Raw genomic sequence first — 18,254 nt, 5'->3', positions numbered from 1 at the left:
CAAGGCCCAAGAATAGCAGATCCACAACGGCTCACTCCGTTATCTACGCCGCCCTCAGAGGCGGCGTTTTTCGTTTCTCCCCTCCGGGTCCGGGCACGTCAGCCCGCTTGCCGTGCGCTACCAACCAGGTCACAGGTTGGTAGCGCCTATTGACCCTGCTCGGGGACGTGCCTGTAATTTCCTTACAAGTTAGGAACCTTTCCTAACTACCGCAGGCACGTCCGGCGCGCTCGCGGAGCGAGGGCCACGAGCATGGAGCGAGCGCCATGAACACCAGCACGCAGCCGGGGACCCCGAGCCTGCTGCGCGCGATCAACGATCGCGCCGCGCTGCAGGTACTGCTGGAGCGCGGCCCGCTGACCCGCCCCGAGCTCGGGGCGCTCACAGGCCTGTCCAAGCCGACGGCCTCCCAGCTCCTCGCGCGGCTGCAGGACGCCGGCCTGGTCGTGCTGGACGGCATCAGGGAGGGCCTGCCCGGCCGCACCGCTGAGCTGTACAGGATCAACCCGGGCGCCGCGCACGTGGCCGCGCTGGACGTGACCCCCGCGCGGATCGCGGCCTCCGTGGCCGACATCACCGGCGCGGTGATGGCGGAGTACCGCCTCCCGACCCCCGGCAGGAGCGCCGGCGACGTCGTGGAGCGGGTGCGCTCGGCGATCAACGGGGCATGCCTGCAGGCCGGCGTGGACCCGGCGGCGCTGCACCGGGTGGTGATCGGTATCCAGGGGGCCGTCAACCCGGTCACGGCGCGGCTCGGCTACGCCGCCCACATTCCCGGCTGGCACATCCCCGACCTCGTCGGAACCCTGCGCGACGGTCTCGGCGTGGCCGTCGACGTCGAGAACGACGTGAACCTCGTCGCCCTGACCGAGCAGGCCCACGGCATCGCGCGCGGCCACGAGGACTTCGTCCTGCTCTGGGCCGACGAGGGCATAGGAGCGGCGCTGGTGCTCGGCGGGAGGCTGCACCGCGGGGCCACCGGCGGCGCGGGCGAGGTCGGCTACATGCCCACCGTCGGCGCCCCCACGTCCAGGGAGACCGGCAAGCGGGGCGACCACGGCTTCCAGGCCCTCGCCGGCGGACCGGCCGTACTGAAGGTGCTGCGCGCCCACGGGCTGCGCGGCACCGACCCGGCGCAGGCCATGCGCAACGCCGTGCGGGACGCGGCCCTGGGCGGCGTCCGGGCCGAAAGGGCCGGAGCGGCGCTGCGCGAGATCGCGGCGCGCCTGGCCATGGGGCTGGCGCCGATCACCGCGGTGGTCGACCCCGAGATCGTGGTGCTGACCGGCGGGATGCTGCTCGCGGGCGGGAACGTCCTGTCCGAACTGGTCGAGCAGGAACTGCACGCCCTCACCTTTCCCCGTCCGCCGGTGCGGATGTCCATCGTGGAGAGCAATCCGGTGCTGACCGGCGCTCTCGGGCTCGCCCTCGCCACGGCCCGTGACGAGATCTTCAGCTCCACCGTTCCCTCCTAGCGTCACCGTCTCTGCCGACCCTCCTGATCCCCCACCCCCATAGGAGGCATCCCCGTGAGAACACGTCTGCTGCTCGTCGCCGCAGGGCTCGCCGTACTCGCGTCGTCCGCCTGCACGGCGGGCACCGAGCGCCCGCCCGGCGTCCCCGCGGCGGGAAGCACACCCGACAAGAAGCCCGTGACCATCACCATGTGGCACGGCTTCAGCGCCGACAACGAACTCAAGGCGTTCGACGACGCCCTGGCCGCGTTCAAGCAGAAGTACCCGTGGATCACCGTCAAGACGACGAAGGCGGTCCAGGACGACCAGATCATCCAGTCGGTGCGCGGCGGCAACCCTCCGGACGTGGCGCTGTCCTTCACCACCGACAACGTGGCGACGTTCTGCAAGACCGGGATCTTCCAGGACCTCAAGCCGTACCTGGCGGCGAGCAAGGTCGACGAGTCGATCTTCCCCAAGGTGATCGCGGAGTACACGCAGTACGACGGCAAGCGGTGCGTGATGCCGATGCTCGCCGACACCTACGGCCTGTACTACAACAAGAAGCTCATGAAGGGCGCCGAGCCGCCCAAGACGCTGTCGGAGCTCACCGCCCTGGCCAAGAAGCTCACCGTGCGTGACTCCAACGGCGACATCAAGGTCGCGGGCTTCGTCCCGAGCAGCCAGATGTACGAGAACGCCCCGATCCACACCGGGACCATGGTCGGCGCCAAGTGGACCAACCCGGACGGCACCTCCGCGATCGGCTCGGACCCGGCGTGGAAGCAGCTCATGACCTGGCAGAAGGACCTGGTCGGCTGGTTCGGATACGCCAAGCTGGAGAAGTTCCGCAAGAGCCTGGGCGACGAGTGGTCGGCGGACAACCCCTTCATGAAGGGCAAGGTCGCCATGGCGATCGACGGAGAGTGGCGCAACGCCATGATCGCGGCCGATGCCAAGGACCTCGACTACGGCACCGCCCCGCTTCCGGTCGCCGACGACAAGCCCCAGCTCTACGGGGGCGGGTTCATCGCCGGCACCGTCATCGGCATCCCGCGCGGCGCCGAGCACCCCGAGGCGGCCTGGGACCTGGTGAAGTACCTCACCACCGACACCGACGCCCTGGTCAGCCTGTCCAACGCGCTTCGGAACGTTCCCAGCACGCTGCCGGCCCTCCAGTCCCCCAAGCTGGAGAAGGACCCGAACTTCCAGACCTTCATCGACATCTTCGCCAATCCGAACAGCAGCACGCTGCCGGCGCACATCAACTCGGTGTTCAACCAGCAGACGCTGCAGGAGGCCCAGATCAAGTGGGAGTCGGGCCGGGCGCCCGACCTGGACGCGGTGCTCGCGGAGACGGACAAGAAGATCAACGACAAGCTCAAGCTGACCGCGGGCGACTGATCATATGGCCACGACGACGCTCGGGCGTCGAGGGAGCGTGGGGCCGGCCAGGAACAAGGGCCGGCACCGCGCGAACCTCAGGGCGCTGCTCTACCTCTCCCCCTGGCTGGTCGGGTTCTCGGTCTTCTTCGCCTATCCGCTGATCGCGACCGTCTACTTCTCCTTCCAGCGGTACGACATGTTCACCCTCGAATCGGTCGGCCTGCTGAACTACAAGTACTTCTGGCAGGACGAGGCGGCCTGGACCTCGATCAGGAACACGCTGTGGCTGGTCGTGGTCATGGTGCCGCTGCGGGTGCTGTTCGGCCTCGGCGTGGCGCAGCTGGTCACCAAGCTGAAGTCGGGCGTCGGCCTGTTCCGGACGATCTTCTACCTGCCCTCTCTGGTGCCGCTGGTCGCCGGGACGCTGGGGTTCGTCTTCCTGCTCAACCCCAGCACCGGGCCGGTGCCGACCATCCTGTCGGCGATCGGGATCCCCTCGCCCGACTGGTTCGGCGACCCGGCCTGGTCCAAGCCGGGGCTCACCCTGCTCGCGCTGTGGTCGGTCGGCGACCTCATGGTCATCTTCCTCGCGGCGCTGCTGGACGTGCCCAAGCAGCTCTACGAGGCCGCGGCCCTGGACGGCGCCGGAGCGTGGCAGCAGTTCTTCCACGTCACGCTGCCGGTGATCCGGCCGGTGCTGATGTTCGCCGCGGTGACCGGCGTGATCCAGACACTCCAGTACTTCACCCAGGCCATGGTGGCCGCCCGGGTCGCCTCCGGCGCCACCGACTCCGCCGGGTCGGTGTTCACCCCCGGATACCCCGACCAGTCGACCCTCACCTTCCCCGAATGGCTCTTCCATCAGGGCTTCCGTGACTTCGCGATGGGCTACGCGTGCGTACTCGCGCTGATCCTGTTCGCGGTGTCGATGGTGTTCACCCTGTTCCTGCTGCGCCAGTTCCGCGGCCTCGCCGAGGAGGAGGCATGACCCTGACCCTGACGCCGTCGTCCACGGCGCGCAAGGCCCGCACCCACCGCACGCGCGACCACCGCAGGCGTGCCACGCTGGGGTGGATCGCCACCCACTCGCTCGCGATCGCCCTGGCGATCATGTTCCTCGGCCCGCTGGTGTTCATCGCCCTGACCGCGGTCATGACCGACCACCAGGCGCTGACCGCGCAGCTGTGGCCGCAGGACTGGCAGTGGGGCAACTTCGCCGACATCTTCCAGAAGGCGCCGTTGCTCACCTGGATCCTCAACACGCTGATGTACTCGGTGCTCGCCACCGTCTTCATGCTGATCTCGTCGATCCCGGTGGCGTACGCCCTGGCTCGGTTACGCTTTCCCGGACGCAGGCCGGCGTTCCTGCTGGTCATCTCCACCATGATGCTGCCGCCGCAGGTCGTGGCCGTGCCGATCTACCTGGTCTGGGCCCGGTTCGAACTGACCGGGACGCTGTGGCCGCTGATCCTGCCCATGCTGCTCGGAGACGCCTTCTCGATCTTCCTGCTCCGGCAGTTCCTGGTCACGATCCCGAAGGAGTATTCCGACGCGGCGCGTGTGGACGGCTGCGGGGAGTTCCGCACGCTCATACGGGTCATCCTGCCGATGGCGCGGCCCGCCATCGCGGCGGTGGCGCTGTTCCAGTTCTTCTACTGCTGGAACGACTATTACGGGCCCCTGCTGTACGCGGGGACGGATACCTCCCACTGGACGCTGTCCATCGGGCTGTCATCCTTCAGAGCAGTGCACCATGTCCAATGGAACCTGACCATGGCCGCCACCCTGCTGGCCATGGCACCGGTGATCGTCGTCTTCTTCTTCGCCCAGAAGGCGTTCATCGAGGGCGTAAAGCTGACGGGAGTCAAGTGATGAAGCTGGCCGTTGTCGGGGGCGGCTCCACCTACACGCCGGAGCTGATCGACGGTTTCGCCCGCCTGCGTGATGAGTTGCCACTGTCGGAGATCGTGCTCATCGATCCCGACGAGCGGCGCCTGTCCCTGGTGTCGGCGATGGCCTCGCGGCAGTTGCTGCGGGCCGGCCATCCGGGCGCCGTGAACACGGCCACGAGCATCGAGGAGGGGGTCGCCGGCGCGCAGGCCGTCCTGCTGCAGTTGCGGGTCGGCGGGCAGGCGGCGCGCAATGTCGACGAGACCCTGCCGCTGGAGTGCGGGTGCGTCGGGCAGGAGACCACCGGGGCGGGGGGTCTGGCCAAGGCGCTGCGCACGGTGCCGGTCGTGCTGGACATCGCGGAACGGGTCGCCAAGGCGGCTCCGGACGCGTGGATCGTCGACTTCACCAACCCCGTCGGCATCGTCACACGGGCGCTGCTGCAGGCGGGGCACCGGGCGATCGGGCTGTGCAACGTGGCCATCGGGTTCCAGCAGCGCTTCGCCGCCGCCCTCGGGGTGACGCCGGACCGTGTCTCGCTGGGCCATGTCGGGCTCAACCACCTGACGTGGGAACGGTCCGTCCACCTTGACGGCGCCGACGTGCTGCCCCGGCTGCTGGCCGACCACGGACAGCGGATCGCCGACGACATCGGCCTGCCCGTGTCGCTCATCCGCAGGCTCGGCGTCGTCCCGTCGTATTACCTGCGCTACTTCTACGAGCACGACGCGGTGGTCGCCGAGCAGCGGTCCAAGCCGTCGCGGGCCGCCGAGGTCGCGGCCATGGAGGAGTCGCTGCTCGCCATGTACGCCGACCCCGCCGTGGACACCAAGCCTGAACTGCTGGAGAGGCGCGGCGGCGCCTACTACTCGGAGTCGGCGGTCGCGCTGATCGCCTCCCTGGTCAACGACCGGGGCGACACCCAGGTCGTCAACCTGCGCAACGACGGCACGCTGCCGTTCCTCGCCGACGACGCGGTGATCGAGGTGCCCGCGCGCATCGGGTCCTCCGGAGCCGTGGCCCTGCCCGTGGACCCGGTCGAGCCGCTGTACGCCGGCCTCATCGCCCACGTCACCGCCTACGAGGCGCTGGCCCTGGAGGCCGCCCTGCACGGCGGGGTCGACCGCGTCACCGACGCGCTGCTCGCCAACCCGCTGATCGGGCAGGCCTCGGTGTCGCTGGAGCTGGCGCGGCGGCTGGTCGAGGCCAACCGCCGGTTCCTGCCCTGGGCCGGCGACGGGGCGGTGCCGGCGTGAGAACGGTGCTCGCTGTCGACGGGGGGAACAGCAAGACCGACGTCGCACTGGTGGCCGAGGACGGATCGGTCCTGGCCCGGGGCCGGGGCGCGGGGTTCCTCCCGCAGAGCGCGGGCGTGCCGGCCGCGGTCGACGTGATCGGCCGGACCGTCCGGCTCGCGCTCGGCGACGAGGCGGCGGCGCCGTTCGCCGACCACGTCGCCGCCTACGTGGCCGGAGCCGACCTGCCCGTCGAGGAGGAGCGGCTCCGCGAGGAGATCCTCACCCGCGGATACGGCCGCGAGGTCGTGGTCGGCAACGACACCTTCGCGCTGCTGCGGGCGGGGGCCTCGCGGCCGTGGGGCGTCGCGGTGGTCTGCGGCGCGGGGATCAACGCCGTCGGGGTCTCGCCGACCGGCGAGGTCGCCAGGTACCCCGCCCTGGGCAAGATCAGCGGTGACTGGGGCGGCGGTCTCGGGCTGGCCGAGGAGGTGCTCTGGCACGCCGTGCGCGCGGAGGACGGCCGCGGTCCCGCGACCCTCCTGCTGGAGGCGGTCCGCCGTTCGTTCGGCACGCGGCGGGCCGAGGAGGTCGTCCTCGGCCTGCACTTCGGCGACCTGCCTGCGGACCGGCTCCACGACCTCGTCCCCCCGCTTTTCGCGGCGGCGGCCGAGGGGGACCCCATCGCGAACGCGCTGGTCGAACGCCAGGCAGACGAGATCGCCGTCATGGGGGTGGTCGCGCTGCGCCGCCTCGGCCTGCTGGCGGAGCCCTGCGACGTCGTGCTCGGCGGCGGCGTGCTGACCGCCCGCGACCCGCTGCTGATGAGGCTGGTCGGGGAGAGGTACGCCGCGCAGGCCCCCCACGCCACCCTGGTGGTCGCCGACGTGCCGCCCATCGTCGGCGCCGCGCTCCTCGGCCTTGACCGCCTGGGCGCGGGCCGCGCCGCGATGGACCGCCTGCGGGCGAGCTTCGTGGAGACCGTGTCGGCGCCCGCCTGAGCGCCGGGTGGGCGCGGGGACCACCCTTCCCCGGTTTCCCGCGCCGCTCCGGTGGAGCCCTCCCCCGGACGCCGGTGTTCCTGTCAGGCGGTTCCCGCCGTGAGGTCGGGGGTGCGGTGCTCGTACGGCGTGCTCAGCACGATGGTCGTGCGGGTGGAGACGTTCGCCGACGCGCGGATCTGCTGCAGCAGGTGCTCCAGCGCGATCGGGGAGTTCACCCGCACCTTGAGGATGTAGCTCTCGTCACCGGCGACACTGTGACAGGCCTCGATGGCGGTCAGATGCTCCAGCTTCTCGGGCGCGTCGTCGGGTGCGGAGGGGTCGATGGGCTTGATCGACACGAACGCCGTGAGCGGGAGGCCGATCGCATCGTGATCGACCAGGGCCGCGTAGCTCCTGATCACGCCGCGCTTCTCGAGCCGGCGCACCCGCTGGTGCACGGCCGACACCGACAGGCCGGTCTCCTTGGCGAGGTCGGTGAAGCTCATCCGGCCGTCCGCGGCCAGCAGCGTCACGATTTGCCGATCGATCTCCTCCACTCCGTAAACGGTAGCGTCCTGTGAGCCCGTTTCGTCACCCAAGTGGTCACGGCATGGTCCCAACCGGCGCCCGGGGCCGAAGTTCCCGCTCGACAGGCGGCGCCGGGTGAAGGCCGCATGCGGGCGCGGTCCCGCGAGGTTCGGGGCACGTCTGACGCTCGGGCCGTGAATCGCGCCGGTGAACCGTGACAGAGCGGATCCGATCTCCTAGGGTCAAGATCAGCCGCCTGGTCCGATGAGGTGGCGGTGTCGCCTTTTGCATGACGTATGGCGTTAACGAGGGAGTCATGCTCCTCGGCAAGGCTGCGGGCGTCCCACTCCATGATCTCCCGGGAGCCCTCCATGCCGCATCTCGACCGACGATCGTTCCTCGTCACCGGGCTGGCCGCGGGCGCGGTCGCCACCATCCCCGCGTCCGCCGCCCTCGCCGCCCCGGACCCCGCCACCGAGACCGGGCAGAGCCTGGCGGGCAGGGGCCTGCGCACCGATCCCTTCACCCTCGGCGTGGCCTCGGGCGATCCGAGCCACGACGGCTTCGTCATCTGGACACGGCTGGCCACCGCGCCGCTGGCCGAGGACGGCCTGGGCGGCATGCCCGCGCGGCCGTTCCCCGTGCTGTGGCAGGTGTACTCCGACGCGGGGTGCCGTCGCACGGTGCGCGCGGGCGTGGCGATGGCGGCTCCCGAGTGGGGGCACAGCGTCCACGTGGAGGTGGACGGCCTGTCCTCGGACCGCGAGTACTGGTACCGCTTCCGCGTCGGCCCGTACCTCTCCCCCGCCGGCAGGGCCAGGACCGCGCCGCATCCGATGTCGTTCGGCGGGCCGCTGGCGATGGCGTTCGTCTCCTGCGCCCAGTACGAGCACGGCTACTTCACCTCCTACCGGCGCCTGGCCGAGGAGAACCCCGACCTGGTGCTGCACCTGGGCGACTACCAGTACGAGTACACCAGGGACACCTACACCATCCCCGGCGGCAACGTGCGCGACCACGAAGGCCCCGAGACCGAGACGCTCGCCGGCTACCGCCAGCGGCACGCCCAGTACAAGGCCGACCCCGACCTGCAGGCCGCGCACGCCGCCGCGCCGTGGCTGGTCGTCTGGGACGACCACGAGGTCGACAACAACTGGGCCGACGAGGTGCCCGAGAAGCCGGAGGTGCCGCAGCCGGACTTCCTGACCCGCCGGGAGGCCGCCTTCCGCGCCTACTACGAGAACATGCCGCTGCGCCGCGCCTCCATCCCGCGCGGCATCGACATGCAGCTCTACCGGCGCGTCCGGTGGGGTCGGCTGGCCACCTTCCACATGCTCGACACCCGGCAGTACCGCGACGACCAGGGCTGCGGCGACGGCTACCGCGACTGCCCGGCGGCCGTCGACCCGGCCCGCACGATCACCGGCGCCGAGCAGGAGAGCTGGCTGCTGAACGGCTTCCGGGAGTCCCGCGCCCAGTGGGACGTCATCGGCCAGCAGGTTTTCTTCGCCCAGCGCGACAACAACGCCGGGCCGGCCAAGGTGACCAGCCAGGACGCCTGGGACGGCTACGTCGCCTCCCGGCGGCGCATCACCCAGGGCTGGGTGGACGCGAAGGTGCGCAACGCCGTCGTGCTCACCGGCGACGTGCACGCGCACTGGGCGGGCGACCTGAAGCTCGACTACGACGATCCGACCGGCCCCTCGGTCGGATCGGAGCTGGTCGCGACCTCGATCAGCACCGGCGGCGACGGAGCCGACTCCGACCCGGCCGCGCATCCCTTCCTGGCGATCAACCCGCACCTGAAGTTCTACAACAACCAGCGCGGCTACGTGATCACGAAGATCGAGCGCGAGCAGATGAGCGCGGACTTCAAGGTGCTGCCCCACGTGCAGGTGCCCGGCTCTGAGGCCTACACCAGGGCCACCTTCGTCATCGAGGACCAGGTGCCGGGCGTACAGCAGACCTACCTGCGCCCGCTGGACCCGGCGCTCAGGCGATCCCGCCCGATCACCGTCGAGGAGACCGTGGAGCTGGAGACCAAGCGTCCCTGAGCTTGCGATCGCATCGACGGCCGGGCCCTAGGCGGCGACCTGGTCCCAATTGATCCGGTACCGCTGCTCGGCACCGAGGGTCCGCTCCGGATCGAGAAAGGTCCGCATGGCGATGGGCATCATCAGCCGCATCATCGTGACGGCCACCGGTCCGAACGTCTTGCTGTTGTTGGTCTTGGCGGCCCGTGCGGCGACCTTCTCGACCCGGGGTCGCCGCAGCCGCTCGTAGGCGGCGAAGGCGCTCGGCGCATCGGGCAGGTCGCGCAGGCAGCGGGCCAGCTGGACCGCGCTCTCGGCGGCCAGCGACGCGCCCTGGCCCGAGCTTGAGGACGGCGCGTGGACCGAGTCGCCGACCAGGACCATCCGCCCACGGTGCCAGTGCGGCACCCTGGGCATCATCTCCATCGACCCCAGGACGGACAGCCGCTCGGCGCTGGTGTGCCGGAGCAGGTCGCGGCCGGGCACCTCGTCGGCGAACACCTCACGCAGCCGCCGCAGCCAGTCGGACGCCGGCGTCTCCCGGGCCTCGGCGATCGTCATCGGCTCGTCGTGCGGGAGGTTGGCGAACCACGCGGTGCTGCCGTCGGGCTGGGCCCAGTACCCGAGGAACGCCCGCCTGCCGAAGACGAAGTACGTGGCGTCCGGCCGTGCCGACACCGCGATGTCGGCGGCGGCGCCGAAGTTCAGGAGCAGGACGTCGTCCGGGGCGGGCGCGTCCGGATCGATCAGCGTGCGGACCGTGGACCGGACGCCGTCGGCGCCGATGAGAACGTCACCGCTCTCGGAGGTGCCGTCGGCGAACCGGGCGGTGACGCCGGCCGGGGTCTCCTCGGCACCGACGAGCCGCTTGCCGTACTCGATGCGGATGCCGTCGGCCACCGCGTGGTCGTGCAGCGCGCGGTAGAGCTCCGAGCGCCACATCGCCTGGCTGGGCGGCAGGCCGTCCAGGCCGGGGATCTCGCCGATCCGCCTGCCCCGGCCGTCGGTCATGACCATGTGCTCCATGGGCAGGCCGACGGAGCGCACCGCCTCGTCCGCGCCCACGATGCGCAGGGCGTCCAGCCCGTTCGGCGCGACCGTGAGCATGCCGCCGATGCCGTCCGCCGTGCCGGCGTAGGCCTCGTAGACGGTCGCCTCCACCCCCGCCTTGCGCAACGCCAGCGCCGTGACCGGCCCGGCGATGCCGCCCCCGATGACCAGCGCCGTCTTCACCTTCGTCATGTGTGCCTCCCGAAGATCTCCTGCCAGGCCCGGACGTACTCCGGCTGCTCGAGCGACCCGATGAGTTTCGTGACGAAGCGGCATTCCGCCTCCAGCACCGCCAGCCGGTACTCCTCCTCGACCAGGAACACCCACGGCACGCCGCCCTCTTGTGTGGCTCGTACGTCCGCGCGGATCTCCTCGGTCTCGGCGGTCAGCGCCGCCAGCCGCCGCGTGAGCAGCTCGGCCGCCTCGGCGGGCGGGAGCGCGCTCAGCAACGACAGCGCGACCCCGAAGTGCGGGTACTCCTGCCGCGGCTCGGCGACCAGCTCGCGCATCCAGTCGTGGAACTCGTGCCGTCCCTCGCCGGTGAGGGCGTAGACGGTGCGCTCGGGCCGCTGGGTGTCGCGCAAGGTCTCCTGCTCGGTGAGGAAGCCGGCCTTCTTCAGCTGCTCCACCACCATGTACAGCGAGCCCCGGTTGTACTTGATGTTGCGGTCCTTGCCGTGTTCCTTCAGCCGGCGGCCGATCTCGTAGGGGTGCATCGGCTCCACCAGCAGCTCTGCCAGCACTGCCAGCGCCAGCGGGTTGGCCACCTTGCGCCGCTTCTCCACGACGTCCTCATCTCTTGGTCAGGATCAACTATCCAGTTACGACTAGTCGATGTCAACTATATTGCCGAGCGGGCATGCGACGCTGGACACGAGGGAAGCGCCCGCTCGCCTTTGCCTTGCTTGGCGGGTTCGTGAACCCGTCGCAAGGGTCCGGAGCATTCCATAGGCCGCCGTGAAGATGTGCATTACGGAGCGGTGGAACCCCGCCGGGTAGCGTAATCCGGACAACGACCCCAAAGAGCGCGAAGGTGCACATATGACAGCGCAGTTGGAGCTTTCCGTAACCCATCACCGGCCGACCACGGTACTGAAGATCACCGGTGAGCTGAGGACCGCCACAGCGGACGCCTTGACGGCACGGCTAGGGGAACTGATCGGCCGTGGACACACCGCCCTCACCCTGGACGCTTCCGAACTCCGCTTCTGCGACTCGGCGGGCCTGGAAGCCCTCCTGCAGTGTCACGACGAGGCCTGGAAGGCGAACGGCTGCCTGCGGCTGATCGGGGTCCACGGCGCCCTGGCGCGCATGCTGGACGCGACCCGGGCGTGGCAGATCTTCGAGATGGACGACCTTCACGGGCTCGCCTGAGCCCGTCACGGGAGCAGCAGGCCCCAGTAGAGGTCCCAGGGAACGAAAACCACGCCACCGGCCGCCCGGCCACCACCGGACCCGGGTCCGCCGAGCCGTCCTCGATGGCGGCGGCCAGGAAAGGCGCTCGGCGTCTCCCCCAGAAGCTCGGTGAATCGCGAGCTGAACGAGCCGAGCGAGGTACAGCCGACCGCCATGCACGTGTCGGTCACGCTGGTACCCGCGCGCAGCAGCGCCATCGCCCGTTCGATGCGGCGGGTCATGAGGTAGCTGTACGGCGTCTCGCCATAGGCCGCCCGGAACTGCCGTGAGAAGTGCGCCGGCGACATGAGCGCGTGGCGAGCCATCGTCGGCACGTCGAGCGGACGTGCGTACTCCCGGTCGATCAGATCCCGCGCTCGGCGCATGTGCGCGAGATTGGCAAGGTATGGAGTATCGCCACCCGCTCGGTCAGGCGGGCGTTCTCGTCCAGCAAGGCACGCGTCAGGTCGAGAGGCTGGCCGGAGACGTGGCCGCCGCCCTGGACCACCAGGGAGCGCTCGCCGAGGTGGTGCCGGGCGCCTGGCCCGACTACGTCCCGGGCTACCAGCTCCGGCTGAGCGGCCGGAAACCCGAGGCGCGGCAGCGCCTGTGCCGCTCGCTGGCGACGGTCAGGGACGGCACCGGCACTTCCGCGGTCGATCCGCCCGACCTGGAGGCTCGTGTCGTCACGCAGCTGGCGATCACCGCGGTGGTGACCGCCTCGTATCCGGAGATGGCCGGCTCCAGGCCCTCCCGATCCGCTGGCCCCTTCGCCCACCTCACCCGCTGCCGGAAAGCCGAATCGGCGGACCGGTTGCCGGCGGCTTCGCGGAAGTGGCATGGTTGGCGCATGGCTGACAGAATCGAGTCTCCCGTTCAGCGGTGATCGTGGCAGACGAGCGCGGTGCGCTCGCCCACCGGTCGTCCTTTTTCGAGCACGCGTCCCGCCTTCACGAGCGGGCACCTGACCTGCCGCTTCCCGATGGCGGCCGTCCCTATCCCGACCAGGCCGGCCATCTCCGCTGCCCTGCCGATTCCCCTCCCCTCAGCGTGTGTAAGGATGCCCTGGCCGGCGCGCTGGCGGCCTTCCTCTCAGGGCGTCGCTCCCTGCCCGAACTCCACGACGACCTGCGCGACTCGCGGGTCCCCCACTGGATCTCCTTCGCCGCATCACTGCGGAAGGTGCCCGGGCTGACTCCGGACCGGGCACGGGAGATCGGGGTCTGGCTGGTCCGCAACTCGACCGACCGCACACCCGTGGCGGCCGGACTTGCCCTGCTGGCCCGCACGGGCAGGCCAGAGGATTTCCCCCTGCTCAGGACCATCGGGCTGCTGCGGCTCTTCGGTCCCGCGGCGGTCAAGGCGCTGAAGCCGATCCCGGGCTCGGCCACCACGCTGGTCTGGCTCGCGGAGCGATCGACGGGCCACGAACGGATGACGGCCGTCGCGGCGCTGTGCCGCTTGGGCGACCCCGCGACCCTACCCTGGCTGCTGCGGCGGGCCCTCGACGGCCGCGCCGTGGAAGGCGGTCTCGCTCGCCAGGTGGCCGAGACCGTGTCGCTGGCGGAGGCGCTCGAAGGCGAGCGTGTCGGCGACGAGGTCCTCGTGCAGGCGGGCAGGCTCCTGCGGGCGCTCTGCCAGCCCTGCGACGACTCCGGCGCGCTCAGCGGGTACGCCGATGCCTGCCGGGCGATCACGGCGTTCGCCCGGCACGCCGGACTAGCCGCCCCGACGCTGGACCTCGTCGCGAGCGTCGTCACGCTCGCCGAAGCGGTGCGCACCGGCGACGCGTTCTTCCTGCCCTGGGCCGAAGGCGAGCGCCGGGCCGTTCTGGACCGCCTCGGCCGGGCGCTGGCGTCTCCACACTGGACGGAGGTCGTGGACCAGGCCCGTCGCTCTCCCGATCCGCGAACCCGGTGGCGAGCCTGCTGGGCGGCGCGGGCCATCGCCGATACCGGCTCCCCCGCAGCGGCGCCCGCGTCGTACGACGCGGTGGCCGGGCCGCACGACGCAGGGGCCGGGCCGTACAACGAGGTGGCCGTCCACGTGGCCGTCCCCGACCCCCTGAACTTCTCCCAGGTCCAGACCCGGCTCCTGGTCGACGGCCGCCCGGTCGCGACCGAGGCGTTCCGCAAGGGCCCGATGTTCGACCCGGAACATCTCCTCGCCACCGGGATGCTCCGGGCGACGGCGACGCCCCGGGAAGTGCGGCTCGCCGAGGCGCACTGCACCGAAGGCTGCTGCGGAGCGCTGTACGTCACGATCGCCCGTGACGGCGGCACCGTCGTATGGGACCGCTGGCGCGACTCCGGGGGCACGGTGCGGATGGAGGCGTTCCGCTTCGAAGCGCGGCGGTACGCCGACACGATCGCACGCGCCGAGCGGGACCATCGCTGGGAGTGGCCCGCACGCTCGGTCGCGCGCAAGCTCAGCGAGCACCTGCGAGCGGACCCGGGCGTGCTGTCGCGCTGGCGATGCGAGCTGCAGACGGTTTACGCACAGGTCGACGAGCAGGACCGGATCCGGATGATGTTCTGGCACCCGCGCCGACCCTCCGGCGGGGAACCGGACGACCCGTGGCTCCAGTTCGAGTGGATCATCCCCCTTGATCCCGGGGACGCCGCCGACCTCGGCGAGCCCTGCGACCCCGCAGACGCCGGCCACCCCACCGACGCAACGGACGCCGGCGAGCCCGCCGAGCCCGGCGACGCTCCCGTCCCCGGTGACCCCGACCCCGCCGACCGGGCCGCCTCCCTGATCGAACGGCTGCGCCGCACCGACCCCCGGACCTTCTCTCGCGTGGTGGGCGGCTCGCCGTGGCACGCCGAGCGGCTCGGCTATCCCTGGCCGTCGTCCTGCACCGGCTGACCTTCGCCCGGCTGACGTTCGCCCGGCTGACGTTCGCCCGGCTGACCTTCACTCGGCTGACCTTCACTCGGCGACAATCCAGCGCCTTTACATTGTAGATTCGGCCGATGGCCGTAACGAGCGGCTCGGGATGGTCGTGCACGCCGAGCCGCTCGGCAAGGTACGACCGTGTCCGTCCGCCTCTGGCGAATAGCCCTCGCATCGCTTGTCGTAGATGAGCACGGACACTTGTTCCGGCGGGCGAACTCGACGGCCTCTCCCATCAGCTTCTCGCGCGGCGTGCCCGTTCCCGCGCCGTGCACCAGGACCATGCCCGGTCGCGCGGGCTTCGCCGCGGCGGGCGCGAGGACCGTCCCGTGCATCGCGAGGCCTACATGGCACTGCTGATGAGATACAGCCACCGCGCCGAGGACGCGCGCCCCCTCTACATCCGGCTCTTCACCCTTCCGGCCGACGAGGAATGACCGAGGGCGTCCACCTCGACACCGCATCCAGGGCTGCCTACCGTGATACGGGCAGGTCCCCATCCCCGTGATCGCGTGCGGGAGCGCACCCCCGGGGACGCCACTCGACGGCACCAGGCGGTGCCGGGAGGAGGGCGCTCGTGAGAGGCAGGGCCGCCGGTGGGCACTATGGCGAAGGATTCGTCGGCCGGGAACGTGAGCTGGCCCGGCTGCGCGAGGCGTGGGAGGCGGCCACGCGCGGGGAGGCCAGGGTCGTCGGCGTCGCGGGCGACCCGGGAATCGGCAAGACCACCCTGGTCAGGCACTTCCTGCGCGGGGCCGACCCGAAGACCGTCGTGTGGGCCAGTGGCGACCAGGACGAGGCCGCCCTCCCGTGGGCGGTGCTGACGCAGATCACCGGGGCACTGCCCGGGTCGATGGCGATGCCGCCCGGCGGCCCGGTGGACCCGTGCCTCGCCGGCCAGGCACTCGCACGCGACCTCCAGGACCGCGGCGGCCTGATCCTGGTGGTCGACGACGCGCACTGGGCCGACCACCCTTCGATGAGCGTGCTCCGCCTGGCGGCGCGACGGCTGGCGGGCGGCGCGGTGCTGATCATCGTGGCCTACCAGACGCCCGGAGAGCTCTCCACCCTGACCTGCCAGGGCCCGTTTCCCGAGCTCGGCGACGCATGGGGACGGCTGCTCGACTCCGACAGAGGGCTCCTGCTGACCCTGCCGGGGATGTCCGCCTCCGAACTGGTCCGGCTGGCCGTCGCCTGCGGCCACCCCCACCTGTCCCCCGCGGGCGCCGCCCGGCTGCACGAGCACACGGCCGGCAACCCCATGCACGCGCGGCACCTGCTCGACGAGCTCCCGATGCGTTCGATCACCTACGGGCACGGGCCGCTGCCCGCGCCCCGGAGCGTCGCCGCGGCGGTACGGGCCCGGCTGGCCTCCTGCCGTCCACCGGCCCGCGAGCTGGTCGCCGCGGGAGCGGTCCTCGGACGGAGCTTCAGCCTCGCGCGCGTACGCGAGCTGACCGGCCGCGCCGGCACGGCCGAGGCCGCCGCCGAGGCGATCCGCGCGGGACTGCTGGAGGAGGTGCCCGGCTCAGCCGGTCACGAGCTGGCGTTCACCGGCACGCTCGTCCGGGGGCTCGCCTACCACGACCTCGACGTGGCCGACCGGCGCGAGCTGCACCACCGGGCCGCGGCGCACGGCGGCCCCGCAGCCCTCTGGCACCGCATCGCCGCGGCCGAGCGCCCCGACGAGCGGCTCGCGGCCGACATCGAACGCGAGGCGCACGCGCGGCTGGCCCGCGGCGAGATCGGGCTGGCGGCCGTCTACCTGCGCCAGGCGCTCGACCTCACGCCCGAAGGCCCGGCGCGTGCTCCCCGGTTGCTCACCACCGTCGAGACGCTGCTGGTGGCAGGGGACGTGGCCGCCGCCCTGGACCACCAGGGAGAGCTCGCCGAGGTGGCGCCGGGGGCCTGGCGCGACTACGTCCTGGGCTACCAGCTCCTGCTGAGTGGCCGTATCCCGGAGGCGCGGCAGCGTCTGCGCCGCTCGCTGGCGACGCTCCGGGAAGGCACCGGCGCCTCCGCGGCCGATCCGACCGATCTGGAGGCCCGCGTCGCCACCCAGCTGGCGATCATCGCGGTGGTGACCGCCTCGTATACGGAAATGGTCGAGTACGGCTCGGTCGCGGTGGCCACCGCACGGGAACCCTGGGTCGCCGCCTTCGGATGGTTCGCCAGCTCGGTCGGTCTCGCGCTGGCGGGACGCGCCCCCGAGGCCCTGGCCGCGCTGGCACGGGCGGACGCCCCTGGCGCGCCCTTCGGACTCGACGGGCTGGTCGCGCGGGGAATGATCCGGTTGTGGACCGACGATCTGGAAGGGGCCCGCCGCGACCTCACCGCCGCCGTGCGCCGGGCGGCGCATGGCGAGACCCTGAGGATCGGCCAGGCGCTGGGCTTCCTCGGCGAGGTCCAGTACCGCATGGGCGCGCTCGGTGAGGCCGTCCTGCACGCCGAGCTGGCGGTCGGCGACGCCGAGGAGAACGACCGGGTCTGGGACTACGCGATGGTCCACGCCCTGGCCGGCTACCCGCTGGCCGCGCAGGCGGCGTGGGAGCGGGCCGAGGCGCACGTCGAGCAGGCCGCCACCTGGGCACGGACGGTCGGCACCGCGGCCGGGCTCACCTACGCCTCCGCCGGTGAGGCGGCGCTGGCCCAGGCCCGCGGCGACGCCCCGAGGCTGCTGGCGGTGGCGGAGGGCGTGCCGGACGCCTACCCCGCCCCCGAACCGGGCACCCACCTGCTCGGACCGCTGCTGGCCGACGCGCTGTCCCAGCTGGGCCGTCCCACCAAGGCCGCCGAGGCGCTGGACGCGTTCCTCGCCCGGGCCGGGCCCACGGGGCGGCTGTCCATCCAGGTCTGCGTCGCCCGGGTCAGTGCCCAGATCGCCATGGCCCAGGGCGATCCCGACAGGGCGCTGCGCGAGTGCCGTCGTGCCATCCCGCTCGCCCGCGCCGCCGGGCTCCGCCTGGAGGCCGCCCGGCTCCACCTGCTCATGGGCGGGTGCCTCGAGGTGGCCGGTCGCAGGGCCGCCGCCGAGCGGGCGCTGCGGTCCGCCCTCCACCAGTTCACCGCGATGGGCGCCGCCGCGTACGTCGCCCAGACGCTCCAGGCGGCCGGGCACGCGGGGCTGTCGCTGGACGGGCCCCCCGCCCCGCTCGGCACGCTGACACCCGCCGAGCGTGCGGTGGTGACCCTGGTCTGCCAGGGGCTGTCGAACCGCGAGATCGCCGAACGGCTGGTCCTCAGCCGCAAGACGGTCGAGTTCCACCTGACCAACGTGTACCGCCGGCTCGACGTCACGACGCGGCGCGACCTGCGCCAGGTGGTCACCGGCCCGGGATGAGCGAGGCCGGCGAACCAGGGTGCCCGCCACGCCATCCCAGGGCAGGGCGGCGAAATGTCTGGGGA

At 71.6% G+C, this 18,254-nt stretch carries 15 protein-coding genes; 11 read left to right on the top strand and 4 right to left on the bottom strand.

Going from position 1 to position 18,254, the window contains the following annotated elements:
* Window positions 1-266 precede the first annotated feature (266 nt).
* From ABD810_RS21750 to ABD810_RS21725, 6 genes are read left to right on the top strand one after another with little or no spacing between them, the layout of a single operon-like run.
* Window positions 267-1,475 (top strand): ROK family transcriptional regulator, encoded by a 1,209-nt coding sequence (locus ABD810_RS21750; protein ID WP_344943239.1) that lies wholly within the window; start codon window positions 267-269, stop codon window positions 1,473-1,475.
* A gap of 54 nt (window positions 1,476-1,529) precedes the next feature.
* Window positions 1,530-2,858 (top strand): ABC transporter substrate-binding protein, encoded by a 1,329-nt coding sequence (locus ABD810_RS21745; protein WP_344943236.1) that lies wholly within the window; start codon window positions 1,530-1,532, stop codon window positions 2,856-2,858.
* 4 nt (window positions 2,859-2,862) lie between these two features.
* Window positions 2,863-3,828 carry a carbohydrate ABC transporter permease gene (locus ABD810_RS21740; RefSeq protein WP_344943233.1) on the top strand — a complete coding sequence of 322 codons (966 nt, stop codon included), beginning with the start codon at window positions 2,863-2,865 and terminating at the stop codon, window positions 3,826-3,828.
* Window positions 3,825-4,712 (top strand): carbohydrate ABC transporter permease, encoded by an 888-nt coding sequence (locus ABD810_RS21735; protein WP_344943230.1) that lies wholly within the window; start codon window positions 3,825-3,827, stop codon window positions 4,710-4,712. The genes ABD810_RS21740 and ABD810_RS21735 overlap by 4 nt, the downstream gene beginning before the upstream one ends.
* Window positions 4,712-5,986 (top strand): 6-phospho-beta-glucosidase, encoded by a 1,275-nt coding sequence (locus ABD810_RS21730; RefSeq protein WP_344943227.1) that lies wholly within the window; start codon window positions 4,712-4,714, stop codon window positions 5,984-5,986. Before ABD810_RS21735 ends, ABD810_RS21730 begins: the two co-directional genes overlap by 1 nt.
* The gene (locus ABD810_RS21725; protein ID WP_344943223.1) at window positions 5,983-6,966 is read left to right on the top strand and encodes an N-acetylglucosamine kinase; all 984 of its coding nucleotides are present in this window, start codon (window positions 5,983-5,985) and stop codon (window positions 6,964-6,966) included. Before ABD810_RS21730 ends, ABD810_RS21725 begins: the two co-directional genes overlap by 4 nt.
* A gap of 83 nt (window positions 6,967-7,049) precedes the next feature.
* On the opposite strand, the gene ABD810_RS21720 is transcribed toward ABD810_RS21725, so the two are convergent.
* The gene (locus tag ABD810_RS21720) at window positions 7,050-7,505 is read right to left on the bottom strand and encodes an Lrp/AsnC family transcriptional regulator (protein WP_344943219.1); all 456 of its coding nucleotides are present in this window, start codon (window positions 7,503-7,505) and stop codon (window positions 7,050-7,052) included.
* A gap of 342 nt (window positions 7,506-7,847) precedes the next feature.
* Between ABD810_RS21720 and ABD810_RS21715 the strand changes: the two genes are divergently transcribed.
* Complete coding sequence (locus ABD810_RS21715) at window positions 7,848-9,530, top strand: alkaline phosphatase D family protein (protein WP_344943217.1); 1,683 nt, start codon at window positions 7,848-7,850, stop codon at window positions 9,528-9,530.
* 27 nt (window positions 9,531-9,557) lie between these two features.
* Here ABD810_RS21715 and ABD810_RS21710 read toward each other — a convergent pair whose 3' ends face one another.
* Both ABD810_RS21710 and ABD810_RS21705 read right to left on the bottom strand, forming a co-directional pair.
* Window positions 9,558-10,751, bottom strand: coding sequence for an FAD-dependent oxidoreductase (locus ABD810_RS21710; protein WP_344943214.1), 1,194 nt, complete (start codon window positions 10,749-10,751; stop codon window positions 9,558-9,560).
* Window positions 10,748-11,344 carry a PadR family transcriptional regulator gene (locus tag ABD810_RS21705; RefSeq protein ID WP_344943211.1) on the bottom strand — a complete coding sequence of 199 codons (597 nt, stop codon included), beginning with the start codon at window positions 11,342-11,344 and terminating at the stop codon, window positions 10,748-10,750. The genes ABD810_RS21710 and ABD810_RS21705 overlap by 4 nt, the downstream gene beginning before the upstream one ends.
* Window positions 11,345-11,600: 256 nt before the next feature.
* Between ABD810_RS21705 and ABD810_RS21700 the strand changes: the two genes are divergently transcribed.
* Window positions 11,601-11,933, top strand: a complete 333-nt coding sequence (locus tag ABD810_RS21700; RefSeq protein WP_344943208.1) for an STAS domain-containing protein — start codon at window positions 11,601-11,603, stop codon at window positions 11,931-11,933.
* 5 nt (window positions 11,934-11,938) lie between these two features.
* On the opposite strand, the gene ABD810_RS21695 is transcribed toward ABD810_RS21700, so the two are convergent.
* Window positions 11,939-12,340: a helix-turn-helix transcriptional regulator gene (locus ABD810_RS21695; protein ID WP_344943205.1), complete on the bottom strand. Its 402-nt coding sequence runs from the start codon at window positions 12,338-12,340 to the stop codon at window positions 11,939-11,941.
* Between the two features lie 20 nt (window positions 12,341-12,360).
* Here ABD810_RS21695 and ABD810_RS21690 point away from each other — a divergent pair, with 20 nt between their 5' ends.
* From ABD810_RS21690 to ABD810_RS21680, 3 genes are all read left to right on the top strand, one after another.
* Entirely contained in the window at window positions 12,361-12,840 is a 480-nt protein-coding gene (locus tag ABD810_RS21690) for a hypothetical protein (RefSeq protein ID WP_344943202.1), read from the top strand.
* 2 nt (window positions 12,841-12,842) lie between these two features.
* Window positions 12,843-14,822: a hypothetical protein gene (locus ABD810_RS21685; protein ID WP_344943199.1), complete on the top strand. Its 1,980-nt coding sequence runs from the start codon at window positions 12,843-12,845 to the stop codon at window positions 14,820-14,822.
* A 604-nt stretch (window positions 14,823-15,426) separates the two neighbouring features.
* A complete protein-coding gene (locus ABD810_RS21680) occupies window positions 15,427-18,189 on the top strand; it encodes an AAA family ATPase (protein ID WP_344943196.1) in 2,763 nt (920 codons plus the stop codon).
* Window positions 18,190-18,254: the final 65 nt, after the last annotated feature.

The organism is Sphaerisporangium flaviroseum (genome assembly GCF_039537005.1).
Classification (GTDB): Bacteria; Actinomycetota; Actinomycetes; order Streptosporangiales; family Streptosporangiaceae; genus Sphaerisporangium; species Sphaerisporangium flaviroseum.
This window is presented reverse-complemented; position numbering and strand designations above follow the sequence as displayed.